Annotated in this window: 34 protein-coding genes and 1 pseudogene; 24 read left to right on the top strand and 11 right to left on the bottom strand. The window is 49.7% G+C overall.

What is annotated here, in order from left to right; translation table 11 throughout:
• Nucleotides 1–137: 137 nt before the first annotated feature.
• The 8 genes and pseudogenes from rrp4 to NGAR_RS11150 form a co-directional block, all read left to right on the top strand.
• Nucleotides 138–803: pseudogene (gene rrp4 / locus NGAR_RS11185) on the top strand (exosome complex RNA-binding protein Rrp4); the annotation flags it as partial.
• Nucleotides 804–937: 134 nt separating this feature from the next.
• On the top strand, nt 938–1,681 hold the full coding sequence (gene rrp41, locus NGAR_RS11180) for an exosome complex exonuclease Rrp41 (RefSeq protein ID WP_015019846.1): 744 nt from the start codon (nt 938–940) through the stop codon (nt 1,679–1,681).
• Nucleotides 1,681–2,505: an exosome complex protein Rrp42 gene (gene rrp42, locus NGAR_RS11175; RefSeq protein WP_015019845.1), complete on the top strand. Its 825-nt coding sequence runs from the start codon at nt 1,681–1,683 to the stop codon at nt 2,503–2,505. Before rrp41 ends, rrp42 begins: the two co-directional genes overlap by 1 nt.
• Nucleotides 2,498–2,728, top strand: coding sequence for an eL43 family ribosomal protein (locus NGAR_RS11170; RefSeq protein ID WP_015019844.1), 231 nt, complete (start codon nt 2,498–2,500; stop codon nt 2,726–2,728). The genes rrp42 and NGAR_RS11170 overlap by 8 nt, the downstream gene beginning before the upstream one ends.
• A complete protein-coding gene (locus tag NGAR_RS11165; protein WP_015019843.1) occupies nt 2,709–2,966 on the top strand; it encodes a KEOPS complex subunit Pcc1 in 258 nt (85 codons plus the stop codon). The genes NGAR_RS11170 and NGAR_RS11165 overlap by 20 nt, the downstream gene beginning before the upstream one ends.
• A gap of 87 nt (nt 2,967–3,053) precedes the next feature.
• Entirely contained in the window at nt 3,054–3,653 is a 600-nt protein-coding gene (locus NGAR_RS11160) for a hypothetical protein (RefSeq protein WP_015019842.1), read from the top strand.
• A gap of 136 nt (nt 3,654–3,789) precedes the next feature.
• Nucleotides 3,790–4,194 carry a prefoldin subunit beta gene (locus tag NGAR_RS11155; protein ID WP_015019841.1) on the top strand — a complete coding sequence of 135 codons (405 nt, stop codon included), beginning with the start codon at nt 3,790–3,792 and terminating at the stop codon, nt 4,192–4,194.
• A gap of 32 nt (nt 4,195–4,226) precedes the next feature.
• Complete coding sequence (locus tag NGAR_RS11150) at nt 4,227–4,961, top strand: ERCC4 domain-containing protein (RefSeq protein ID WP_015019840.1); 735 nt, start codon at nt 4,227–4,229, stop codon at nt 4,959–4,961.
• On the opposite strand, the gene NGAR_RS11145 is transcribed toward NGAR_RS11150, so the two are convergent.
• The 4 genes from NGAR_RS11145 to NGAR_RS11130 all read right to left on the bottom strand — a co-directional run bounded on the left by NGAR_RS11145 (nt 4,958) and on the right by NGAR_RS11130 (nt 7,071).
• The gene (locus NGAR_RS11145; protein ID WP_015019839.1) at nt 4,958–5,467 is read right to left on the bottom strand and encodes an NOB1 family endonuclease; all 510 of its coding nucleotides are present in this window, start codon (nt 5,465–5,467) and stop codon (nt 4,958–4,960) included. The two genes, NGAR_RS11150 and NGAR_RS11145, sit on opposite strands and share 4 nt — an antisense overlap.
• On the bottom strand, nt 5,442–6,275 hold the full coding sequence (locus NGAR_RS11140) for an NAD(+)/NADH kinase (RefSeq protein ID WP_015019838.1): 834 nt from the start codon (nt 6,273–6,275) through the stop codon (nt 5,442–5,444). The genes NGAR_RS11145 and NGAR_RS11140 overlap by 26 nt, the downstream gene beginning before the upstream one ends.
• Nucleotides 6,276–6,341: 66 nt before the next feature.
• Nucleotides 6,342–6,623: a thioredoxin domain-containing protein gene (locus tag NGAR_RS11135; protein ID WP_148681347.1), complete on the bottom strand. Its 282-nt coding sequence runs from the start codon at nt 6,621–6,623 to the stop codon at nt 6,342–6,344.
• Between the two features lie 28 nt (nt 6,624–6,651).
• A complete protein-coding gene (locus tag NGAR_RS11130) occupies nt 6,652–7,071 on the bottom strand; it encodes a hypothetical protein (protein WP_015019836.1) in 420 nt (139 codons plus the stop codon).
• Nucleotides 7,072–7,207: 136 nt separating this feature from the next.
• On the opposite strand from NGAR_RS11130, the gene dps reads away from it, so the two are divergent.
• Both dps and NGAR_RS11120 read left to right on the top strand, forming a co-directional pair.
• A complete protein-coding gene (gene dps, locus NGAR_RS11125; RefSeq protein WP_148681346.1) occupies nt 7,208–7,804 on the top strand; it encodes a DNA protection during starvation protein in 597 nt (198 codons plus the stop codon).
• A 44-nt stretch (nt 7,805–7,848) separates the two neighbouring features.
• Nucleotides 7,849–8,211, top strand: a complete 363-nt coding sequence (locus NGAR_RS11120) for a Rieske (2Fe-2S) protein (RefSeq protein WP_015019834.1) — start codon at nt 7,849–7,851, stop codon at nt 8,209–8,211.
• A 5-nt stretch (nt 8,212–8,216) separates the two neighbouring features.
• Here NGAR_RS11120 and NGAR_RS11115 read toward each other — a convergent pair whose 3' ends face one another.
• Together NGAR_RS11115 and NGAR_RS11110 are read right to left on the bottom strand one after the other, a co-directional pair.
• A complete protein-coding gene (locus NGAR_RS11115; RefSeq protein WP_148681345.1) occupies nt 8,217–8,417 on the bottom strand; it encodes a hypothetical protein in 201 nt (66 codons plus the stop codon).
• Between the two features lie 92 nt (nt 8,418–8,509).
• Nucleotides 8,510–8,800, bottom strand: coding sequence for a hypothetical protein (locus NGAR_RS11110; protein WP_015019832.1), 291 nt, complete (start codon nt 8,798–8,800; stop codon nt 8,510–8,512).
• A gap of 273 nt (nt 8,801–9,073) precedes the next feature.
• Here NGAR_RS11110 and NGAR_RS11105 point away from each other — a divergent pair, with 273 nt between their 5' ends.
• The 7 genes from NGAR_RS11105 (at nt 9,074) to NGAR_RS11075 (ending at nt 12,326) form a co-directional block, all read left to right on the top strand.
• A complete protein-coding gene (locus NGAR_RS11105; RefSeq protein ID WP_015019831.1) occupies nt 9,074–9,349 on the top strand; it encodes a hypothetical protein in 276 nt (91 codons plus the stop codon).
• Nucleotides 9,350–9,553 (top strand): hypothetical protein, encoded by a 204-nt coding sequence (locus NGAR_RS11100; RefSeq protein WP_015019830.1) that lies wholly within the window; start codon nt 9,350–9,352, stop codon nt 9,551–9,553.
• Between the two features lie 88 nt (nt 9,554–9,641).
• Complete coding sequence (locus tag NGAR_RS11095) at nt 9,642–9,941, top strand: hypothetical protein (protein WP_015019829.1); 300 nt, start codon at nt 9,642–9,644, stop codon at nt 9,939–9,941.
• A 133-nt stretch (nt 9,942–10,074) separates the two neighbouring features.
• Nucleotides 10,075–10,929, top strand: coding sequence for a sulfurtransferase (locus NGAR_RS11090; protein WP_015019828.1), 855 nt, complete (start codon nt 10,075–10,077; stop codon nt 10,927–10,929).
• Nucleotides 10,930–10,979: 50 nt separating this feature from the next.
• Entirely contained in the window at nt 10,980–11,267 is a 288-nt protein-coding gene (locus NGAR_RS11085) for a hypothetical protein (RefSeq protein ID WP_015019827.1), read from the top strand.
• Nucleotides 11,268–11,575: 308 nt separating this feature from the next.
• The gene (locus NGAR_RS11080; protein ID WP_148681342.1) at nt 11,576–11,866 is read left to right on the top strand and encodes a DUF308 domain-containing protein; all 291 of its coding nucleotides are present in this window, start codon (nt 11,576–11,578) and stop codon (nt 11,864–11,866) included.
• A gap of 262 nt (nt 11,867–12,128) precedes the next feature.
• A complete protein-coding gene (locus NGAR_RS11075; RefSeq protein WP_015019824.1) occupies nt 12,129–12,326 on the top strand; it encodes a hypothetical protein in 198 nt (65 codons plus the stop codon).
• Between the two features lie 108 nt (nt 12,327–12,434).
• Here the strand turns inward: NGAR_RS11075 and NGAR_RS11070 are convergent, their stop codons facing one another.
• Complete coding sequence (locus NGAR_RS11070; protein WP_148681341.1) at nt 12,435–12,746, bottom strand: hypothetical protein; 312 nt, start codon at nt 12,744–12,746, stop codon at nt 12,435–12,437.
• 54 nt (nt 12,747–12,800) lie between these two features.
• Nucleotides 12,801–12,965 (bottom strand): hypothetical protein, encoded by a 165-nt coding sequence (locus NGAR_RS17650; RefSeq protein WP_228369161.1) that lies wholly within the window; start codon nt 12,963–12,965, stop codon nt 12,801–12,803.
• Nucleotides 12,966–13,096: 131 nt separating this feature from the next.
• Between NGAR_RS17650 and NGAR_RS19380 the strand changes: the two genes are divergently transcribed.
• From NGAR_RS19380 to NGAR_RS11045, 5 genes are all read left to right on the top strand, one after another.
• Nucleotides 13,097–13,201, top strand: coding sequence for a hypothetical protein (locus NGAR_RS19380; RefSeq protein ID WP_407637177.1), 105 nt, complete (start codon nt 13,097–13,099; stop codon nt 13,199–13,201).
• Nucleotides 13,202–14,205: 1,004 nt separating this feature from the next.
• The gene (locus NGAR_RS19375; RefSeq protein ID WP_015019821.1) at nt 14,206–14,346 is read left to right on the top strand and encodes a C2H2-type zinc finger protein; all 141 of its coding nucleotides are present in this window, start codon (nt 14,206–14,208) and stop codon (nt 14,344–14,346) included.
• A gap of 147 nt (nt 14,347–14,493) precedes the next feature.
• Nucleotides 14,494–15,516: a 4Fe-4S dicluster domain-containing protein gene (locus NGAR_RS11055; protein WP_015019820.1), complete on the top strand. Its 1,023-nt coding sequence runs from the start codon at nt 14,494–14,496 to the stop codon at nt 15,514–15,516.
• Between the two features lie 48 nt (nt 15,517–15,564).
• Nucleotides 15,565–16,041, top strand: a complete 477-nt coding sequence (locus NGAR_RS11050; RefSeq protein WP_015019819.1) for a phosphopantetheine adenylyltransferase — start codon at nt 15,565–15,567, stop codon at nt 16,039–16,041.
• Nucleotides 16,042–16,085: 44 nt separating this feature from the next.
• Entirely contained in the window at nt 16,086–16,430 is a 345-nt protein-coding gene (locus NGAR_RS11045; protein WP_015019818.1) for a hypothetical protein, read from the top strand.
• On the opposite strand, the gene NGAR_RS11040 is transcribed toward NGAR_RS11045, so the two are convergent.
• Both NGAR_RS11040 and NGAR_RS11035 read right to left on the bottom strand, forming a co-directional pair.
• Nucleotides 16,427–16,714 (bottom strand): hypothetical protein, encoded by a 288-nt coding sequence (locus tag NGAR_RS11040; RefSeq protein ID WP_015019817.1) that lies wholly within the window; start codon nt 16,712–16,714, stop codon nt 16,427–16,429. The genes NGAR_RS11045 and NGAR_RS11040 overlap by 4 nt on opposite strands.
• Entirely contained in the window at nt 16,711–17,871 is a 1,161-nt protein-coding gene (locus tag NGAR_RS11035; protein WP_148681340.1) for a tryptophan--tRNA ligase, read from the bottom strand. Before NGAR_RS11035 ends, NGAR_RS11040 begins: the two co-directional genes overlap by 4 nt.
• Nucleotides 17,872–17,936: 65 nt before the next feature.
• Here NGAR_RS11035 and pheS point away from each other — a divergent pair, with 65 nt between their 5' ends.
• Nucleotides 17,937–19,421: a phenylalanine--tRNA ligase subunit alpha gene (pheS, locus tag NGAR_RS11030; protein WP_015019815.1), complete on the top strand. Its 1,485-nt coding sequence runs from the start codon at nt 17,937–17,939 to the stop codon at nt 19,419–19,421.
• Nucleotides 19,409–21,061: a phenylalanine--tRNA ligase subunit beta gene (gene pheT, locus NGAR_RS11025; RefSeq protein ID WP_187147474.1), complete on the top strand. Its 1,653-nt coding sequence runs from the start codon at nt 19,409–19,411 to the stop codon at nt 21,059–21,061. The genes pheS and pheT overlap by 13 nt, the downstream gene beginning before the upstream one ends.
• On the opposite strand, the gene NGAR_RS11020 is transcribed toward pheT, so the two are convergent.
• Entirely contained in the window at nt 21,053–21,241 is a 189-nt protein-coding gene (locus NGAR_RS11020) for a hypothetical protein (RefSeq protein ID WP_148681338.1), read from the bottom strand. The genes pheT and NGAR_RS11020 overlap by 9 nt on opposite strands.
• Between the last annotated feature and the right edge of the window lie 24 nt (nt 21,242–21,265).

Raw genomic sequence — 21,265 nt, 5'->3', positions numbered from 1 at the left:
CTAGATAGCGGTATCATATATCTACACTTAAAATATAAGTCAGCTATAACTAACCCAAAAGGAGAGAGAAGAGAAAAATGAAAAACGATGATATATTTTCAGAAGGGCTTGTTGCCCCGGTGGTGAGTCTTTGAGGTATGCACGATGTGAGGAGAAGGTATGTCATACCCGGAGACAAGATTGCCGAGGGAAATTTTAGGCCGCTAATGAATGTGATTAAAGCTGGCAACGCTCTCATTGCAACGAGAATTGGAATTGCAGAGACAGGGCGGGATGGAGTCAAGGTCATTCCACTATCAGGTGTCTATATTCCACGGGTCAATGACTTGGTGATCGGCAAGGTTATCGATCACTCGTCGCTGTCGTGGGAGGTGGACATCAACTCGTGCTTCTCGGCGCATCTGCCGGCGCAGGACGTGTTTGGGAGGGACTTTTCGCCGGCAAGGGATGACATGAGCAGGCACTTTGCGATAGGGGACATGATAACTGCCCGCATCATGGCTTTTGACAGGACGCGCGACCCGATGCTCACTGTGCAAGATCGCGATCTTGGCAAGATCCCGCGGGGCGAAGTGCTAAAGATATCTGCAACGCGAGTTCCGCGCCTGATAGGCAAGCGCGGCTCTATGATCCAGACGATAGAGCAGGCTACCCAGACGCGAGTGCTGATAGGGCAGAACGGTATAGTAGTCGTGACTGGCAGAACTCCGGAAGGAATAAAACTGGCAGTCAGGGCGATCAAGATGGTAGAAGAGGAAGCGCACACGGCAAACCTGACGCAGCGCATCAAGGTGCTCCTGAATGTGCCGGACACTCCGCCACAACAACAGCAGGAAACATCATTGCGCTCTCCGGTCGGCGGCGCTTCCCAGCCGGAACAGATCGAATCCACTATAGACGAGGTGGAAGAAGAATTGGAGGTTGAAGGTGAAAAATAATGACTCAAACAAGAAATTTGATAGACGAAAATGGAAAAAGAACTGACGGGCGGGGCATTGACGAGCTCCGTGAAGTAAAGATAACTGTCGGCACCGTGAAAAATGCCGACGGCTCGGCGTTCATTGAATTTGGAAAGAACAAGATACTGGCGGCCGTGTATGGCCCACGCGAAGTGCATCCAAAGCACATGGCGCAGTCCGATAGGTGCGTGCTCCGCTGCAGGTACCACATGTCGCCGTTCTCGACAGACACACGCAAGAACCCCGCCCCCTCGAGGAGGGAGGTAGAGATTTCAAAGGTCATGCGCGAGGCACTCGAGCCTGCACTGATGCTGGAGGACTACCCAAGGGCCGCAATCGATGTCTTTGTCGAAGTGCTCCAGTCTGACGGGGGATCGCGCTGCGCAGGCATTACAGCGGCAGCGGTGGCCCTGGCAGATGCCGGCATTAATATGCGCGACCTTGTGGCCGCGTGCGCCGCAGGCAAGGTCGACGATAAGATAGTGCTTGATATCAACGACACGGAAGATAAGGAGGGCAGCGCAGATATGCCCGTTGCATACATGCCGCGCCTAGAGCAGATCACCCTTTTGCAGCTGGACGGCAAGCTGACGCCAGATCAGTTCAACGAATGCCTCGACAAGGCGATTGGCGGCTGCAAGATGGTCTATGAAATCCAAAAACAGGCGTTGATGCAAAAGTATTTTGGCAATGAAACTGAGCTAAAGGAGGAAGCACAATAATGAGCTCGTCAAGGAGATCTACGATAATAGTAGAACACCTGCGCAGGCAGCAGATGTGGGACTCGCTTGCCCGTGGCAAGAGGCTTGATGGCAGGGACTTTAACGAGCAGAGGCCGCTTGAAATCGAGGTTGATGTGATAAAGAAGGCCAACGGCTCTGCAAGGGTTAAGCTTGGCGACTCGGAAGTTATTGCAGGCATCAAGGTAGAGACAGGCGAGCCGTTTGAAGGGCTCGAAGAAAAAGGCGCTCTCATTGTGACAGCCGAAGTGCTGCCGACCGCGTCTCCATACATCGAGCCGGGACCGCCAGATGAAGAGGTGGTCGAGCTGGCAAGAGTAGTCGACAGGGGTGTCAGAGAATCAGAAATGATAGACCTTGACCAGCTGGTGCTAGTGCCAGGTAAGATTGTCTACACGATATTCGTAGACTGTAGTGTGATAAACGCTGACGGGAACCTGTTCGACGCGACATCATATGCTGTCGTGGCATCGCTCCTGACTGCCAAACTGCCGATACTTGAAATGAAGGACGATAAGGTGGTCGACACGGGCCAGACGAGGCCGATGCCGGTGACTACCATACCGGTTTCGATAACCGCGGCAAGGATCGGCGACTATGTGGTGATAGACCCCACGGCGGAAGAAGAGGGCTGCATGGACGCAAGGATAACGATAACTACCAACGACGAAGGCTTTTGTGCGATCCAGAAGGGGCACACTGGCGCATTCACAGTCGACCAGCTAAAGAAGGCAGCAGAGACAGCAAGAATTAAAGGAGAGGAAGTACGGGCAAGACTAAAGGAGCTGGCAAAGAATAATGGTTAAGAAAGGCTCGACAAACCTGAAGGGTCTTGGGATAAAGTTCGGGGCAACCGTGCGCAAGCGCTACGGTAAGGTCCACCGCACGCTCCACAAAAAGCGTAGATGCCCGTCATGCGGCTCGCTCAGGTTCGGCCGGCTGGCGGTAGGCATCTGGCAGTGCCCCAAGTGCAACTTTAAGATCGCGTCAGGGGCGTACGACATCGACCTTGAAAAGCTACAGAGCTAAGATCAGGGTTTCTGCAAAGTCAAGCCGCGTCGCAGCTTCTATTCATGACGCACTTGCCCCCGACCTCAAGCGTCTGCCCAAGACAGAGGGCAGGGCAGCAATTTCTCTGAAAAACTCAGACATTATTTTCGATATTGAGACACCAGACATTGCGTCGCTCCGCGCAAGCATCAACTCGTACATCCGGTTGGCAGATGCCTCCTACAAGTGCATAGTGACAGCAGCTAGTAATAATTAATGAATCTACCACTATAACAAAATCGTAGAATGTGTTAGACGCAGCATCTGGCGGAACCCGCATAATCTTGGTCTTTTTCCGTTGCTCATGAATAAACCGATAATAACTCTTGTAGTGTTGTTCGTAACTGCCAGTCTGGCAGCGGCTGCTGACGTGCTGGCGGCTATTGGAGCTGCTACTATTTTTGCGCAGTCCGCGCTGGCACAGACAACGACAACAACTACTAGTACCACTCAGGAAAACAATACGACTTCGCTTGCAATACACATCCAGATAACCAAGGATGCGACAAGTTCATACGCGATCTCTGAAGGCTCCGCCCAAATCGGCAGTTTTGATACCGTGTACGTGATAACTGGACTCATTGACGACATCAGCGGAAACAACAACTTGATCACATCAACCATACAGGATGACTTTAACGCTTCGTCTACTGCAGGCTATGTCATGGCGCAAGAAACAACAGCCAGCAGCAACAACAGCACGCAGACGACAACGACGACGACCCTTCCTAACCAATTTGCGAGCAGTGAAGAGATCCGCCAGAGAATCGCAGACGAGATTCAGAAAGGGATCGAGGCAGCTGAACGATCAGAGGAGAGGTATGCCGAAATAAGGTGTAATTTTGGCATGGATTTGCCCAGGTTTGAGTGCATGTCCATACCTTTGCTGGGCCAAGTTCAATAGAAGAAGGGAGGAAGAAGAAGCGGGGCGTATAATAATGCGGTAGTGTAGCATAGCATATGGACTGTCAGAGGTTCGCTGGCACTTTTTTGCCAACGCTATGATTTTATAGTCTGTCATACGAATAACTGCAGAGTTTATGAGCGAACAGGAACTTCCTCCGTGGCTGAGAGAACAGGTATCGCGATTACAGCAGCTCCAGCAGAACCTGCAGGCAATAATGATGCAAAAGCAGCAGCTGGAGGTTGAAACGGTAGAGACCGACAGGGCCCTTGAAGAGCTGAAAAAGGCAGGCCCTGACGATGCTGTATACAAGAACGCCGGCTCAGTGCTTGTCAAGGCAAAGAAAGAGGATGTCATCAAGGAACTGGAAGAAAAGAAGGAGCTGTCAAATACCCGCGTGATGGTTCTTGGCAAGCAGGAGGCAAGGGTAAAGGAAAACCTGAAGGAAGTCGAGAACAAGATAAACGAAATGATACGCGGCATGCAGGGTGGTGCACCCGGTCCATCTGCCGGTGCAGGTCCAAAACCAAAGGCTGAATAAAAATTATAGGGTAGCGGGCCACGATTTCTGTTGTGCCTGCCACCCGAATAGTTGTTGACGAGAGGGAGAAGAACAGCGGCATCCCTGAACTACTAAAGAACGCCGGCGCGGTTATTGACTTTGCGCAACTAAAGGTAGGCGACTATATCGTTTCGCCAGAAACAGCCGTCGAGCGGAAAACAGTCCGCGACCTGATAAGCTCGATCTATGACGGCAGGCTCTTTGTGCAGTGCTCCGACCTTGTCAAGCATTACCAAAAGCCGTTATTAGTGGTGCAGGGCAACATTGCCGAGCTTACAGAAATCCCTGAAGACGCAGAGGATATGGATGTAAAGAAACTTGCAGAGCGCATGCCGCTTGCCTACGACGCGCTTGCGACTGTCGCGACAGAGTTCCGAATCCCCATAATACACACGCCTTCTGCAGACCAGACCGCGCAGCTGCTCGTGACGCTTGTAAACAAGAGCCTCCAGGAGGGCAAGGCCACCGGACCGTTGCTCAGAAAGATCAAGAAAGAAAATCCTGTTTACATACAACAGCTGTCAGTGCTCTCGTCAGTGCCGGGAGTAGGGGAGAAGCTTGCGGCAAGGATGCTTGAAAAGTTCCACACGCCCAAGAGGGCCCTCAACGCTTCCGTGGCCGAGCTTGCAACCATACCAGGCTTTGGGCTTGCAAGGGCAGAGCGCGTACGCAAAGTCCTCGACTCTCCCAATAATGTCAAGCAGATAGTGCAAAGGACGCTCTTTGAGCAGGACAGCGAAAACTAAGAAGTGACCCTGTATTTCCGACGCAGCTTGTTGCCGCATAGCGGGCATTCTTTTGCCTCTGGCCCAAACGCCCTGCCGCATGCGCTGCAGTAGGATATCCACTTTCTGGTCTCCTTTATGCCCTTGCCAGAGCTGGACTTGACAGGGATTTTCAGCGCCGAAGCTACGTTTGCGACTGCATAGTCGTCCGTCAGGAGTGTTGTTTCCAGCTGGAGCGCAAGGGCGATTATCGAAACGTCTGCCTGCGAAAGTTTTCTATAGTCGCCGGTTTTCTTTGCCGCAGCCTTGACCTTTTCAATGCTGCTCTTGCCAGGGTCTATTATCTCCAAATTGCCGGCGGCAGAGAGTGCCTCGATAGCACCGTGCGACTTTTTGATATGTTTTACCTCGTCAAGGATTGCCTGAGTTGTGCAGTAGTAACTGACAGCAGAGGATAGGAATGGTGTGCCTGCATAGAACGCGCTTGCGTCGAGGGCATACCTAGAACTCGAATTTTGAGAATCCAAGCTTGGCCAGCTGCCTCATTCCTTTTTTCTGGAGGCGCAAAAACGTCGCGTCGTCAGGGAACCGGAATATCTTGATTGGCTTGTCGGCATCGACCCTGAATGTCTCCTGCCCGTCTATTATGATGTGTGATTCGTAGGTGCTCTGGACGACAATGTCCTCCACCGGGATCACCAGCTGCGGCATCCTGTTGACAGACGCAATTGGGCTCAGGATGAGGCAGCTCATGCCTTCGTGGAGCACCGGGCCGCCGATCGAGAACGAGTGGCCTGTCGAGCCAGTGGGAGTAGAAACCACAATGCCGTCCATCCTCTGCTTTATTTCGTCACCCATTAACTTAATCGAGACCAGAGGCGTCCTTGTCAGGCTTACCCTTGTAATCAGTATGTCGTTTAGGGCAGGCGGCAGGACCTTGCCATTGATAGTCGCCTGTATCCTTGTGCGCGAATCGTAAAAGTACTTGCCACCAAGTATGGCGTGGACGGCCTGCTCGATGGAATCAGCGCCGATTTCAGACAGTATGCCCCTATGGCCGCCACTGTTTATGCTAAAGAGGGGGACCTTGCTAGGTATTGTACGAAAGGCTCTGAGTGTGGTCCCGTCGCCGCCTATAGCAAACACAAGGTCAAGTTCCGTATCTTTCAGCTTTTCTTGGCTGACAGGCGCCGCGCCGGTGACTTCCAGCGGGAGCACGCTGTAGACCTTGACCTTGGACTCGCCGAGCAGCCTGGCGACCTTGCTAGCTGCAGCGCTTGCTTCGCTGCTGTCCATCTTTGTTATTATGGCTGCTCTGCGGATATTTGACACCATTTGACCGCACCGCTATAGTGCAAGCCAGTTCTTAAATGCCTTTGGTCTTGGGCAGGCTGCATATTTCTACCAGTAGACGCTTTCCGACTCTTCAAGCGGCAGATCGCCTTTTCTTTCAGAAGATGCATATTGCACGACCCATTCAAGCCCTTTGAAAAAGCCTTCTGGAGCAAACACGGAAGGCGCGATAGTAATGGACAGTTCGCCGCAGCAGCTCGTCTCAAACTTGCTAATGTCATACTCTACAAATTCAATGCTCTTGCCGCGGAGGATCTCGATAGCCTTTTGCGAATCAGGTGAATTGTAATCGACAATGGGAACCGGCCTGCGCAAATCGGATCTATGCACATCATCAGCATCAAAAAATAAATGGGTTTTATTGCAGGGTGCGTATGTAGCCATCGGACCTCACAAAGCTGTCAAACCACCTGAGGCAGCGCCTATTATTCTCGACGTCCCTGTGCTTCTCGTTCCAGTGACCAACAAAGCGCTGGACGTCGCGTTCTAGTTCCTTGTAAGAGAGGGCTTTGTAGTGCCTGGGAAACTGCCTGCTAAATGTCCTGCATTCTGCACACTCGTTCCAGTATGCCGATGATTGCCCAAAAGCCTCTCCAACGATGCAGGTCTCACGCGAGGCAATGTCAAAATACCATTTCAGCCATTTGAGCGACCATTTGCTGACTGGCAGTTGCTTTAGCCGCTCGTCCCAAGAAGGAGCGATGTCGCCCAGCGTCAACAGCTGCTGCTCTTTTGCAGCAACATATCTGCGCCTGCTGATGACCGATCGATTTTGCACTGCTGTTACCGACACCTGTAACGATATTAAGAGTTGCAGAGAATTTTACATTGCTACCGAGTATGTCTTTTCATTACAAACAACCGGGAGGAAATTCGGAAACTCTTTTATCCGATATTTCAAGGCTGTTAGTAGTATGTCTAAACCTACAACCAAGGGTGACGTGCCAAACATCGTGGCGCTTGAAGTCATCAGGAAGAACGGTGTTGACGTTGACAAGCTGATCAAGCTGATTACTGCAGGAGTTGGTGCAGAGTTCACGACCTATTACTACTATACCATCTTGAGGATGCACTGCACTGGGCTTGAAGGTGAGGGCATAAAAGAAATAGTGGAAGATGCCAGGATAGAGGACAGGAACCACTTTGAAGCTATGGTCCCACGCCTGTACGAGCTTGGAGGCGCACTTCCACGCGATATAAGGAAGTTTGCTGACCAGGCAGGGTGCCCAGATGCATACCTGCCAGAAAACTGGGAGGACATCAATTCAATATTAAAAGTGCTCTTGGCAGCAGAGCAGTGTGCCATCCGCTCATGGGGCGAAGTATGTGACATGACAGCAGGCAAGGACCCAAGGACATACGATATTGCCCAGAGGATAATGCAAGAAGAGGTCGAGCATGAAGCATGGTTTATAGAACTTTTGTCAAAGAGGCCATCTGGGCACTTTAGGAGAAAGTTTGCTGGCCAGTCGCCGCACACAGGCGCACAGGGGAGCCTAATTCACCTCTAAAAAAGGGAATTTGATTTTTATATCTTCAGTCTCCTTTTTAGTTCGTGAACGATGGCTACTACCGACCAGTCTGCAGGAGCGATGAACTGAAAGACGATTCGATGCGGGTATTCAGAGTAGACAGCACTGACGTGCTGGTCGGAAGGCGAAACGGCAAGCTCTTTGCATGCAACAATTCGTGCCCGCACAGGGGAGCATCGCTTTCAAAAGGGGAATTCAAAGACGACAACATCGTCTGCTACATGCATGGGTACGAGTACAACGTCTTCACCGGCAAGCTGGAAAACATGAAGTCATGGAAAAAGGAGGAGACATGGGTAGAACAGAACCCTGAATGGAGAAAGTCCGGCGACTTGGTTCTGTACGAAATAAAGGAGCACGGCGGAACCGTATATGTGCGCCTGTGATCTCATCAACGCTTTTGTTCCAGCTTTTCAATAACGTCCAAGACCCAGTGCAACGTGTTGATCCTGATCATATCGTTCCTGTCTGCAATCCTTGACATCAACCGCTCACTCATTTCGCCTTTTTGGTAATGGTTGCTTTCCAGATTGACTTTGAGGTCGTGGATTTCTTTTTCAATAATGGATTTCAAATCATCCAGTATTGCCACTTGCAATAATGCGCTGTCCATGTTTTTATTTTTGCCGCATTGCTGTGTCTGGCTGCTAACGCCAGCAACTTAATGATGATATAGAATTATTGTTATTGTCCCTGTTGCCTGCCGGCATTTCTTAGAAATGGAAGTATCTTTGTAGTAATAATCTCTTCATGGTTGGCATCTTTTTCAAAAGAGACCATAAGATATGTAGTCGCGTCGTTCTCTCCTCCATTTGCAAATAATAATGATATCGTGACTCTTTTCACGTTTTCATAGACAGTGGTGGAATAAAGCGTCCGCCCCAGCTTGGCTTCAAGGGTCCTCCTTGTACTCATTCTTATCAGCGCTTGCATTATGGACAGCTCTGATTCTTCCCTTGTCAGCAATGGCCTCACGCCTTCCTTGTATGCCGTTGCAAAGATCCTTCATCTAGGTTAGATGTCTGCAAATCTTATATGATCATCAAAATGCAAGATTTCAGAGCATAAATTACAGTGGTTCATGCTTGATGCTACCCTTAAAGATTTTTAATAAGTCTCCAATGCCAAGAAAACAAAATACTATTTGAATGATCATCATAAAAATGGGAAATTATGATTTACAACCTTTTAATTTCTAATTGACGTACAACGACATTGGACTGCCTTCATTCTATATGCATCCTGAAAGTGAGAGATAGCTCTGACAACCTTTACACTATGGTAGGCAAGTTTCTTTCAGAAGGTAACGCTGTTGTCTATGCAGTAGGAGGAAGTGGTGGTAGAGGAGGCATCCGCATTCCAAGGAATCAGCTCGTTAACCGCATGTACTCAAAGATAAGGCAGTCGGGATTGATTGGAGACGTGGAAGATTACATACGGACGGGAGCGTTAAAAATTATGGATGTCCGTGAGATATATTCGTCGGACCTTGTCGGCAACACTGCGACAATGCTGGGTAAATGAATGGCTATTATCAAGGAGTTCAGAAAGAAAAAGTTCAAAAATATCGTGATAATATCTGGAGGGATTACGGCGTTCTCGGACAGAGATACCCAGAACAACCTTGTCGCTTACGAGCAGGCAATTTTAGAGACAGTCAAAAAAAATAGGGTCGGTTCAGGTAATTTGCTGCTATTCGCAGGAATCGTTAGACAAGATGCAATTTGATTAGCTTGCTTCCATAACCAATGCGCACCATTGTAATGTTATTCCTGTCCCAGCAGGGATAGAATCTAGGAGGATCGATTCATCCATCATGCTCGACGCTATTGTGGACGGGATTGAGGACGTGATGGGCAAGGATAGTGGAAGATTGATCATGCAAACAATGAAAACAGTTTACAAGATCAATGAAGAGGCAATCCTATCGAACCCTTCGCTATTCCAAGAAAAGATGCAAAAGATGCTTGGCAGCACGTCCAAGATGGTCCTTGATTCTGCCAGCAAGAAGATCAAAGAAATCGTGCTTCTGGCTGGCATTATTGCGGTAATACATCCTTGCATTTTCTTCAATAATGCTATTCCAGAGACTGGAATAATATCTCCAGTTCTATAGCAATCTGTGAGATGCTTAGCCGCTGGCACCGTGACAGCAGGAAAGGTTCTCTGCCTGCCCTTTGCTGGCATTCAGCAATAATAATCGTCATTTGGCAAAGCTCTTAAGTATGAGATTAAAGTAGCGGGCTGGTATGACTAGTGGATACGCTCACCCTGAGGTCCTTTGCGAGACCGATTGGGTTGCAAGCAACCTAAAGAATGGAAGCATCAGAATTTTGGAAGTCGACTATGATCCTGAAAATGCATACAGGCAGGGGCACGTGCCCGGCGCGCACCTTGTATGGTGGAAGCGCGACATAAACGACCCTGTCAGGCGCGACATCATCAACAAGCAGCAATTCGAGGCACTGATGAGCAGAGTCGGCGCAACGCCAGACACCGAGCTGGTACTGTATGGCGACTTTAACAACTGGTTTGCAGCCTTTGCGTTCTGGGTATTCCAGTACTACGGTCACAAAAAGCTCAAGATAATGAACGGCGGACGCAAGAAATGGGAGCTGGAAAAGAGGGAATACACAAAGGACGAGCCAACAGTACAGCCGACAAAATACGTGGCAAGGCCGCCAGACGAGGGAGTCCGCGCCTACATGCCAGATGTTAGAAGAGCGATTGAAAGAGCAGAGCAGACGGTGCTGGTTGATGTGCGATCGCCAAAAGAGTTCACGGGCGAGATAACAGCTCCGCCAGAGTATCCGATGGAGCATGCGCAGCGTGGAGGCCATATACCAGGAGCAAAGAACATCCCGTGGGCCCAGGCCGTGAACGATGCAAACGGCACGTTCAAGAGTGCCGATGAGCTGAAAGCGCTGTACGAAGGCAAGGGGGTCACCCCGGACAAGCATGTGATAGCGTATTGCAGGATTGGTGAACGCTCGTCACACACTTGGTTCGTGCTGAAATACCTGCTTGGATACCCATCAGTTCGCAACTACGACGGCTCGTGGACAGAATGGGGCAACATGATAGGGAATCCGATAGAGAAATAAGACCTTCTCTTCCCTCTATTTTTTGAATGCAACAGCAGGGTAACAATCTTGTGAAGAAGGGTCAGTTCTACTTTATCTATGACATGAGCCCGCATCTTGTGCTTGAGGACAAGACCAAGAGGGGTCTTGAGGTACGCGAGCATGTGATAGATGAAAAGTACGGGGTGGAGGCCGACAGAGGCATGATACACGACATGGACGGCATCGGGCACAAGGTTGGGATCAGGTGGTATTTCCCTCAGTCGAAATACACGCTCGATCAAGTCGTAAAAATAGCGGAGGAAATAGAGGCAAGGTACAAGGCTATCAGAGATATAACCTGCCCCGACGACGAATAATCCGGTTCTATCAGGAATAAAATTGACAACAAGATCTCTGCCATATACAATCAATCATTAATTGAGCAGAGGAGACATCTCATACAAGCTGTCTGAAGTGAATAGGATGGTCTTTTTGGAATGATCGTAATAAAACCCTGTAAAAAACTCGAAAGGCAAATGAATTGTGAATTATCCTACTTATCCCTTAAATGCGTGCGACTTGATGGGCTAACATGGAGAAGACCGCACGCTCTGTCGGGTCGTCTCCCGTATGAATGCGTGTGCTGCAGATCGGCGTAGGTGCTGTTTCTATTGCGCTCTAGTTAGTGGCCATAGCATTTCCGGGACTAGCAATTGAGACAGTAATGGTGGTTATTTCCGTAATACTTCTTATGTTCGGTGTTGAGCAAATTGCAGGAGGAATATTTCACTATAGGAACCAGCGTGCAGCCCATGCAGGAATCGGGGTACTCGTTATTGCTCTTGCGATTGCTACAATAGTGTTTCCAATATTTGCTGCTCCAGTTGTAATAACGCTAGCAGCTGTAGCCTTGTTATTCAGCGGCATTTCCAGCATTTTGGCCGGAATAGGAAATAGAAGAGACCCAACTTGTTAAGAGCAGCAAATATTGGCGTGGGCGCGCTACTGTAGTCATCGCAGGCATAGCCTTGATCTCGCCTTTCTTTGGTGTCTTGCTTGTGGCCTTGATGATGGCTATAGCACCCTTGGTATATGGAATGAGGCTCATTGCATTGGGAGTATAAGGAGAAAGACGAACAATGACGCCAGCAGCATCTCTCACCGACACTACAGCAGCGGCTTGATCAAATCATTTAAGAATTTTGTAAGTATAAGGATAGAAAAGGAAGATGTGTTATATGCCTAAATCTAATGATTTCAGGAAAGGTGGCGGCAGTAGTAGTAGCGACGGCATTCCTCACACAGCCGCAGATTTCCAATGCTTTGTGTGCGGCGCAGTATTTACCACAGATGAAGACAGAAAGCATCATCTAGAAAAAGAGGCTCATGGCGACCTGCGCGATGACACCACGGAGGGAGAAATGAGAATTGCCTGAGATAAGAAGAATTGAACGAAGGTCATACACATCATATATAATGTGAGTGTAAAGTTGTTGAGGTAATAATTCCATTACTTCAGGTCTCCATGTAAGTTAATCTGTGGTCTATTCTGGAGGAACTTGTAAGGGGATGTTTATTACATCGCCAGGATGTTTGGTTTGTACGTTGTGGATTCTCAAGGTATAGTTGCCCGCTTCGTTGAATGTGTACTCTTGCTCAAGCGACGTTTGTGATTCCCGGAGGGTACCAGGCACCATCTGGTTATCCCGCAACAGCTCAACGTCATATGCCGGCGTAACAGGCTGCCCGTCGCCGTCCCTGAAATTGAAGGAGAAATTGTTTGGCTGTCCAATGTCAGCCGGTATCCACTCTACATTTGCAGTGAAGGTGCCTTGAGTGCTTATAACTTCCATCATGATCGGTTTTTGTTGGGCAGTAGTAGCATTATTAGTCGCGTTTGTTGTTGGTTGCTACTGTGTGGTTATTGTGTCTTCTCCACCGTTGAAAGGCACCAAAATGTTGGAAGTGGCGTTGGCAGAGGGCAGCAAAAAGTTGTCAGAGGGCGGCAATGGTTGATTCATGTCGTCTATAGCAACTATTGAGACTGTGATCATGTAATCGTCGTTGTCTATCAACACAGGACCTTGGAGGAGAATTGATATTGTTTTTCGGATTTTAAAGGCAGCAAATGGCAGAGCTACGAGAACTAATATATTAGAGGCGAACATTTCTTTCACACGTACAGCTAAAGGAATATCTCTCCCTGTTGGTAGATAATGGCCTTTTGGATTATGATGTAGAGGAAGAACTTTTCAAGACTACTAAAAGCGGACATAGATTTCTGCAAATGTGTGGCAAGGGTAAGGTATAGCTATTTTGTTCTAAGATTAACAAGGTTACACTTGGCTTAAGTATGATTGTTGGCTTGTGTTATGGTAGAGGCGAGACATCGGGATATGGATAGAACACGACTTGCATTAACAAACTGGATTCCACTTAGCGCTATTGGTGCGGCGATAACATTTGTCATTGGATTTGTGCTACGCTTGCCACAAATGCAACTAACTATCTCAACCACGGTTGCAGCATTTCTAGTCTTTTTCTGGTCTTGTTATGAACTCTTATCGCAGGGAAGAACAAGAAGAAGAACAACAAAGAGCAACAGAGTCACTTCAAGGTTAGAGTGAGATCTGGTTTTATTTTTTCAAATGCGGCATCTTATTGTTGGTTATATTTCCAGAGTCTATTGTACACACAATTTGCATTAGGAATCTTTTAAGAGGTTAGCAAAAAATCGGTGGCGGAAGAATACTTTATTCAATCAAATGACGTTCATGTGTCGGACCATTGGATGCCCAACTACCTGTGTATTCCCCTGTTACTTCTAACACATCGTCACTATCTGATATTTCTTTGAGCTTCTCAAGTGTGAGCTTTTGATCTGTAACAAAATGAGTGCCTTGGTTGTATATGGTTGGCATCATGCCTGTTTTGTCAAAAATGTACTATCTGGCAACTTCAGCGTCTATCCCGTCTCTTGTAAAGACCTCAACTGTATATACATTGGTTCAGTATCTGGATCTTCATGTAGGTGCGAAAGCAAGTCGTCAACAAGATCTGGGTCACAACCTTTGGAAGGATTCTTTGATAGTCTTCTTGTAACCTATCGTATCGTATGCGCAATTGCTGTAATTCCGATATGTCTTCTGCTAATTCTGAAGACATGGTGTATCATGATGGCTTGTTAATAAAACGGATTGCTTAACCTAGTTAATTGACAATGTTATCTGCCTTGTACAGGCTAGCTGCTGCGATGGCTTCTGTCTTTTATGCGATGCCTGCACATCTATATACTATGTTACGCAGAAATAACTTATGGGCGCAAGTCAAGCCGAACCACGCCATGAATGCAGAGTATGTGGCCGAATGTTCAAGACGCTTGAAGACCTTATGATGCATAATCGAGAGGCTCACGTAGGAGGCACAACAGCCACAACGACAGGGCAGGCAATGTAGTAATCTTCTGAATTAGAATTGGCGTTCTCTTCGATAAAACCTCTGCTAGAATAGATTGTTACCTGGGGTTTTCGGCCTCTATATATGGTACTTCGCTAATGAAGTAGACCGTAATGCTTTTAGGACATGTAAATTTTAGGTTATTCGATGTCTGCCTTACTGAAAGACAGAGTCTGGACGATGCTATCTGAAGTTGCAAAGAGGGGAGTTTACCCGCTGCACGGCAACAAGCTGGGCATATACAGGATCCCGATCGAGATCACGGAAAAGTCCGACATATCGAGCATAATGAACGACCTCCGCAGTTCCGGCTTCAAGATGGACACCCACGCCGACAGGATCTACATCACCTACAAGTGGACTGAAAAGGGCAACGACCCGATCACCGGCGAAGACCTATCTGCAGACCTAAACGTCACGGTTGAAATCGTGACCGGCGAGGTCGTCGATCTCATTTACCAGATAAGGCAGCTGGAATACTTTGGCGACCCGTACTGGATCAAGAATTACCGCCAAAAGGCAGACCAGAACGCCAAGATGGTCATTGACACTATTATCCGAAATACCAGAATAGGCGACAAACTGCTCGCCCACTGGCAAAAGGTGGAAAAGCTGACGATGGAGCAGGCGCTCAAAAAGCTGGAGGAGCTGACGCCGCTTGCAAAGAATCCAAAGGCTCGCAGCGCGACAGCCCCGCCACCGGCAGGACCGTCGGCAGCGCCCAGGCCCGCAGCCGCCGCGCCGCAGATGCCTCCGCCACCTGCGATTCCGGCAGCTCCAAGCGCGCCAGCGGCAGGCGGTCCTACCACAATTTCGCTATCAGGCACCGGCACAAACTATGGCAAGGTTGAAGGCCCGATTGATCCCAAGTTTAAAGAGAAAAGACAACAGGTTGGCACATATCAGGGAATCAAGGTTTGGGGCCCATATGATGCTCCCGGACAGCTTGGCATTTGGGGCGACTATGTTTGCATCGACTTTGATATATGTGTGGCAGACGGCGCGTGTATTGAAGCATGCCCAGTCAACGTGTATGAATGGCTCCAGACTCCAGGGCACCCAGCCTCTGACAAGAAGGCATTTATGATAAGAGAAAAGGACTGCATATTCTGCATGGCGTGCGAAAACGTGTGTCCTCCGCAGGCAGTCAAGATATTCAAGAAGAGCTAGAGACAGCCTAACTACGAATTAATATTGCACATTGCCTGATCACTAGCGTTGGCCGAAAAATTCGCAGTTGTCGCCACTGGCGGCACGTTTGACGAAATACACGTTGGCCACATCGCCCTGCTGTCCAGAGCATTCCAGGCAGGCAGGAAGGTGATAATCGGGGTTTCAAGCGACGAGTTTGCGAAAAAGAGGGGCAAGAGGCTCAACCACAATTTCGACCAGAGGGTCAAAAACCTGAAGGAGATGATCAAGAAAGAGTTTGGCGACGCCAGCTATGAAATCGCCAAGCTGGACGGTGACTTTGGGCCAGCGGTGACTACAGGCGACGTTGGGGCGCTCGTGGCAAGCAGCGAGACGCAGTCCAAAGGAGATCTCCTCAATGAGATGCGCGCCAAGGGAGGATTAAAGCCGGTAGAGGTAATCGCAGTCGAGCTGGTCAAGGCTGAGGACGGCTCGCCAATATCATCGACGCGTATCAGGGCTGGTGAAATAGACAGCCGCGGCAAGTTGTTAAAACGCAGGTAAACAATCTTTGATTATCTGGATTTTATCCTGACTTTGCACAGCAGATGGTCGTGTATCCGGAAACACCCATCGATTATGCATCAGGCAAGATAATATCGGGCGTCAAGAACCTGCGAGAGGGTCTCGACCCTGATATCCTTGCATACTGGTACAAGCGCGTTGAGGACAGGTCTAGGGAGGTGGTGCCGCCGCACCTTAAGGACAAGATCCACTTCCAGCAGGACAGGATACTCTGGATGAAGTTCAAGATGGACGTTTCAAAGAGGGCGGTACCGTACGTCATGCAGGTTATCGAAGAATACATCCCCATGATGCCCTACTCTACAGGGCTGTACTTCAGAAAAGTGCAGGAGATACTGACCGACGAGATGAACAAGGAGCTGCGCTAGCCCACCAGAGTTATTTCCGCAACCGACCCGGTAAAGTTGCTTGACCGGATCTTTATTTTCCCCTTTACAACGTCGAGCAGAAGCGACTGTAGCCGAGCCACGTTTTCCCTGTCCTTCAGTACGACCGCGTGGGAGGACTTGTCCTTTAGCTTTATCACGATCTCGTTGCCAACTACTGCAGCGACGCTGTCGATATACACAGTATCGTCCTTTTGCACCGACACGAGGCTAGCCAGCTTCCCAGCCTCGTAGTGGTCGTCGCACTCGAATTTCACGGTCTTCATTTCGAAAACGGCTTCTCGTCGTACATGAATCTGTCTACTACATCCTTGGCCTTTTCGCGGCGCTTCTTGAACTCTACCACGAATGGCTTGGCCCCCTTCGTGAGGTCGGCCTTGCATTCACCGCAGAGCAGGTTGCCGCTTCTGCATTTGAGCATGCGCTCGTCTGATTGTTTTTCGGTATCGAAAAAGTAGCGCAAGTACCAAAAGACTGGGCAGCCAAGGGCGTTTGCGCCAAGCTGCCTCTGCAATGCAACTGTAGGCTGGCCGCCGGTGAACGCTGTCGAGACCTTCCTGTCAACAACTTCGGGATCGTCTGTCGTAAAGATTGCAGTCTCGGGCTTGGATGACGACATCTTGCCTAGCATGCCAAGGCCGGGCAGGAACTTGCTGTGTATCTGGGCAGGCTTGTAGTAGCCCATCCTGTCGGCAACATCCCTTGTCATGCGCCAGTACGGATCCTGATCGATTGCGGCGGGTATCAGAACTGGCGTCGGCTTGCCTTCTATGACTGAAGGCAGGAAGCATGGTGCTGCCTGCACCGGCGGAAAGCCTATCATGCCAATGTTGGTCGAATTTGAAAATCCAAAGACCGCCCTTGCGGTGGAAAATGTGATCCTCTTGGCGACTTCGGTCGCAATCGGGTAGAGGTGCTGGATATGCTTTGTATCCACAATGATCTTGGTCTTTTTTGGGTTAAAGCCGATTGCAATGATATCAAGGATGTTTTCATAGGTATAGCGCGCGATTTCTTCCCTTGTTCTGTCCTGCCCGTAGAGGAACTTTTCGTCGTCTGTCAGCTGGAACAGCAGCTTGGAGTCAAATTTGTCCTGCAGGTATTTTGTAAACATCCACGGCATGAGGTGCCCCATGTGGACCATGCCTGATGGACCCCTGCCTGTGTAGAGGTAAAAGTTTTCGCCCTTGATCTTTTTGTCAAGGATCCAGTCAAAGTCGCGATGGGAGAAAAAGTAGCCCAGCTTTAGCATCGGGTGCACCTCGCCTGTCATGCCCTTGACCTTTTGCAGCAGTTCAGGCGTTATTGGCTGCGTGCCAAACTTTTCGATCAGCTTGCCATAGTCAACTTCACCCTCGACCTCCCAAGGCGTAACCTTAAAGTCGTCGTTGCTGCTGGCAATGCTCTGATCTTCTGGATCCATGCTCTGCTTGCAGCAACTTGACGTTAAACGTTTAAAAAGTCTTCTTCCACTGACAACTTTGACCAATGAGTAGCGCGCCGACACTGCACCCAATCGAGCGATCAATACTCAAGGCTCTGGCCAATAATGATTCCGATGCCGGCTCACTTGCAGCAAGCACTGGCCTTTCCATCGATCAGGTAAGGCGCGGCATTGAGTGGCTCAAGTTCAAGAATCTCATCTCGATTAGCGAGTCATCAATACTCAAAGTACAGCTCGGCTCTGAAGGGGCGGCGGCAATTGCAAACGGGCTGCCTGAAAGAAGGCTGGTTAATGCGGTAAAGCAAGGCAAGGCCACTATAGGGGAGATTCTTACCAGCGGCACGGTAAAGAACGAAGAAGTGAATGCAGCAATTGCTGGCGCGCGGCGCAACCAGTGGATCCAGTTTGTCGAAGGCAGGATGGAGGCGACCGCGCTGGCTGAAAAGCAATCTGCGGAAGAGACTTTCCTTGCGAACCTGAAGAACGGGACAGCAGCAGAAGTTGGCAAGATGACTGAGAGCGAAAAGAAAATCCTTGAGCAGCTGAAAAAGCGGCCCAACTATGTCGAAATCAAGGAAGAAAAAGAGTCGAGAATTTCGCTTACCGGTGCCGGGAGGGCGCTCATTCCTACCCTTGATGAAGGACAGGGAGAGCGCCGCCTCACCTCTGAAATGATTACATCAGGCAGATGGAAGCAGACAAAGTTCAGCGCGCTGGATGTCGAGGCGCCTGCGCCGGCGGTCTACCCGGGAAGACGCCACCCACTAATTGACATCATTGAAGAGGTCAAGGAGATCTTTGTCGGGCTCGGGTTTAGTGAAATAGATGGTCCGATGGTGCAGTCGGGATTCTGGAACTTTGACGCGCTGTTTACGCCACAAGACCACCCTGCAAGGGAGATGCAGGACACATTCTACATTTCAGGCCAAAGACAGCACATACCAGCGAGCGATGAGCAGAAAAAAAGGATTGCCAAAGTTCACGAGAAAGGATGGGGCAGCAAGTGGGACATCAAGGAAGCCGAGCGCGTGGTTCTGCGCACTCACACCACTCCTGTCACGCTACGACACCTTGCGACGATCAAGCCAGAAGTCGGCCGGTACTTTTCTGTCGGCCGGGTTTTCAGGAACGAAAAAGTATCGTACAAACATCTCGTAGAATTCCACCAAGTCGAAGGCGTTGCCACTGCGCCGCGTGCATCGCTGCGCGACCTGATGGGCCTGCAAAAAGAGTTCTACGCAAAGATGGGAATAAAGAAGGTCAAGTTCTGGCCCACGTTCTTTCCGTACACAGAGCCGTCGCTGCAGAGCATGGTCTACAATGAAAGGCTGGAAAAGTGGGTCGAGCTATTTGGCATGGGAATTTTCAGGCCTGAAGTGACAGAGCCGCTTGGCATCAAAAACCCGGTGCTTGCATGGGGAGGAGGACTTGAGAGGATTGCCATGCTTCGCTTTGGACTGGACGACGTTCGCGAGCTTTACGGCAACAGGCTTGCATGGCTCAGGAGCGTGCCAAGATGCCAGTTGTAAATATGTCAGTCGAACGGCTGAAAAAGTTCATCCCCGGTGTCAAGGTGGACAAGGTGCTAGATATGTTGCCCTTTGTCGCGCTGGACATCGAAGGCATTGACGACAATAATAATGTAATCAGGGTAGAGTACAACCCAAACAGACCAGACTTTTCTTCAGACTATGGCATAGCAAGGGCTCTCCGCGGCCTGCTTGAAATCGAGACCGGCCTTCCAAAATTCAGGATAGCCGGAAAAAGCGGGGCGGCGGTAAAGGTGGATCCTACTGTCAAGAAGATAAGGCCCCACATCGTGGCGCTTGTGGCAAGGAACAGCAAGCTGGACGACGAGACGATCAAGCAGTTGATCGCGATGCAGGAGGACCTTCACAACGGGATCGGCAGGAGGCGCAAGAAAGCGTCGATCGGGATCCACAACCTTGATGCTATCAAGTTCCCAGTGACATACAAGGCAGTCGACGGCGACTATTCGTTTGAGCCGCTTGGCGAGTCTTCGTCCCGCTCAATAGATCAGATCTTGAAAGAATCTGAAGCAGGCAGGCAGTACGGCCATATCTTGGAAGGGTCTGGCAGGCATTATTATCCTGTCATTATCGACAGTGACGGCATGACACTTTCGTTTCCCCCTATAATCAACGGCAACGCGACAAAGGTGGACGAGAGCTGCCGCAACCTCTTTGTCGAAGTTACTGCGACAGACCAAAAGGCAGCCGAAGACGTGCTTGCGATCATTGCAGTCACGCTCTATGATGCCGGCTTTGAGATAAGGACTGTGGCTGTTGGCGCTGGCAAAAGAGCTGAAACGCCCCAGATGAAGCCAAAGGTCATCTCTGCCGACATTGACTACATCAACAGCATACTTGGCCTGACGCTTGATGCTAGGCAGGTGGTCAAGTGCCTGAAGAAGAGCAGGCTGGACGCAAGAGCAGCTGGCAAGAGAATTGCCTGCACCGTGCCGCGCTACCGCACAGACATCAGCCACCCGATAGATATCGCAGAAGAGGTGGCCATAGGCTATGGCATATTCAACATCGAACCGGTGTTCCCAGCTTCGCCGACAGCGGGCCAGAAAAATTCGCTTTCCACATACTTTGAAGCGATAAGGGAAACCTTGACAGGGCTTGGCATGCTCGAATCGCTCAGTTTTTCGCTGACAAGCAAAGAGGTGCAGTACGAAGCGTTTGGCATTACTACTGGCAGGGACGCGCTGTCAGTCGACGGCTCCAAGAGCATCGAACATGAGATCCTGCGCGATTCGCTCATTCCATCGCTTCTCCAGTCGCTTTCGCGCAACGTGCATGAAGAATATCCGCAGCGACTGTTCGAGATAGGTAAGACCTTCCGCAAAGATGACTCGATAACAGAGAGTTGGAATGTCGGCGCGGTCATAGCCCATGCCGACGCGGGCTACACCGAGATAAGGTCTGCAATGCAGGCTCTGATCAGGTCATGCTTTGACAAGGACACCACCACGAAGACATCTTCAAGCCCGATGTTCATGGAAGGCAGGTGTGCCGAAATAGTCATCGATGGTGCAGTGGCGGGCACGATAGGCGAGGTCACACCGCTGGCACTTGAGAATTTCAAGCTGAGGGTGCCTGCTGCTGCGTTTGAGATAGACCTATCAAAACTTTTACCGTAGCTTCTTTTTACTCAGATAATAGACAGTGACGCTTACTGCTGTGGCCGCCCCTCCGATTGTGGCAATGATGATACCTACTGTGGCAAGTGCATGCAAATAGGGCGAAACAGGAGTCATAATCGATATCGTCGATGCCTCTTCAGGTGTTTGTATGATTGTCCCTATTCCCAGCGCCGCCAAGTCATTCTGCGCTTCAGAAATCGG

Source organism: Candidatus Nitrososphaera gargensis Ga9.2, assembly GCF_000303155.1.
GTDB lineage: Archaea > Thermoproteota > Nitrososphaeria > Nitrososphaerales > Nitrososphaeraceae > Nitrososphaera > Nitrososphaera gargensis.
Note: the sequence above shows the minus strand (reverse complement) of the source record. Positions and strands in the feature narration are given on the sequence as shown.

What these genes read in the sequence shown, in the direction of transcription:
- rrp41 (WP_015019846.1), top strand. Translation starts at nt 938, where the DNA reads ATGACTCAAACAAGAAATTTGATAGACGAAAATGGAAAAAGAACTGAC.
- rrp42 (WP_015019845.1), top strand. Translation starts at nt 1,681, where the DNA reads ATGAGCTCGTCAAGGAGATCTACGATAATAGTAGAACACCTGCGCAGG.
- NGAR_RS11170 (WP_015019844.1), top strand. Translation starts at nt 2,498, where the DNA reads ATGGTTAAGAAAGGCTCGACAAACCTGAAGGGTCTTGGGATAAAGTTC.
- NGAR_RS11160 (WP_015019842.1), top strand. Translation starts at nt 3,054, where the DNA reads ATGAATAAACCGATAATAACTCTTGTAGTGTTGTTCGTAACTGCCAGT.
- NGAR_RS11155 (WP_015019841.1), top strand. Translation starts at nt 3,790, where the DNA reads ATGAGCGAACAGGAACTTCCTCCGTGGCTGAGAGAACAGGTATCGCGA.
- NGAR_RS11140 (WP_015019838.1), bottom strand. Translation starts at nt 6,275, where the DNA reads ATGGTGTCAAATATCCGCAGAGCAGCCATAATAACAAAGATGGACAGC.
- dps (WP_148681346.1), top strand. Translation starts at nt 7,208, where the DNA reads ATGTCTAAACCTACAACCAAGGGTGACGTGCCAAACATCGTGGCGCTT.
- NGAR_RS11100 (WP_015019830.1), top strand. Translation starts at nt 9,350, where the DNA reads ATGGCTATTATCAAGGAGTTCAGAAAGAAAAAGTTCAAAAATATCGTG.
- NGAR_RS11095 (WP_015019829.1), top strand. Translation starts at nt 9,642, where the DNA reads ATGCTCGACGCTATTGTGGACGGGATTGAGGACGTGATGGGCAAGGAT.
- NGAR_RS11090 (WP_015019828.1), top strand. Translation starts at nt 10,075, where the DNA reads ATGACTAGTGGATACGCTCACCCTGAGGTCCTTTGCGAGACCGATTGG.
- NGAR_RS11075 (WP_015019824.1), top strand. Translation starts at nt 12,129, where the DNA reads ATGCCTAAATCTAATGATTTCAGGAAAGGTGGCGGCAGTAGTAGTAGC.
- NGAR_RS11070 (WP_148681341.1), bottom strand. Translation starts at nt 12,746, where the DNA reads ATGATGGAAGTTATAAGCACTCAAGGCACCTTCACTGCAAATGTAGAG.
- NGAR_RS19375 (WP_015019821.1), top strand. Translation starts at nt 14,206, where the DNA reads ATGGGCGCAAGTCAAGCCGAACCACGCCATGAATGCAGAGTATGTGGC.
- NGAR_RS11055 (WP_015019820.1), top strand. Translation starts at nt 14,494, where the DNA reads ATGTCTGCCTTACTGAAAGACAGAGTCTGGACGATGCTATCTGAAGTT.
- NGAR_RS11045 (WP_015019818.1), top strand. Translation starts at nt 16,086, where the DNA reads ATGGTCGTGTATCCGGAAACACCCATCGATTATGCATCAGGCAAGATA.
- NGAR_RS11040 (WP_015019817.1), bottom strand. Translation starts at nt 16,714, where the DNA reads ATGAAGACCGTGAAATTCGAGTGCGACGACCACTACGAGGCTGGGAAG.
- NGAR_RS11035 (WP_148681340.1), bottom strand. Translation starts at nt 17,871, where the DNA reads ATGGATCCAGAAGATCAGAGCATTGCCAGCAGCAACGACGACTTTAAG.
- pheS (WP_015019815.1), top strand. Translation starts at nt 17,937, where the DNA reads ATGAGTAGCGCGCCGACACTGCACCCAATCGAGCGATCAATACTCAAG.
- pheT (WP_187147474.1), top strand. Translation starts at nt 19,409, where the DNA reads ATGCCAGTTGTAAATATGTCAGTCGAACGGCTGAAAAAGTTCATCCCC.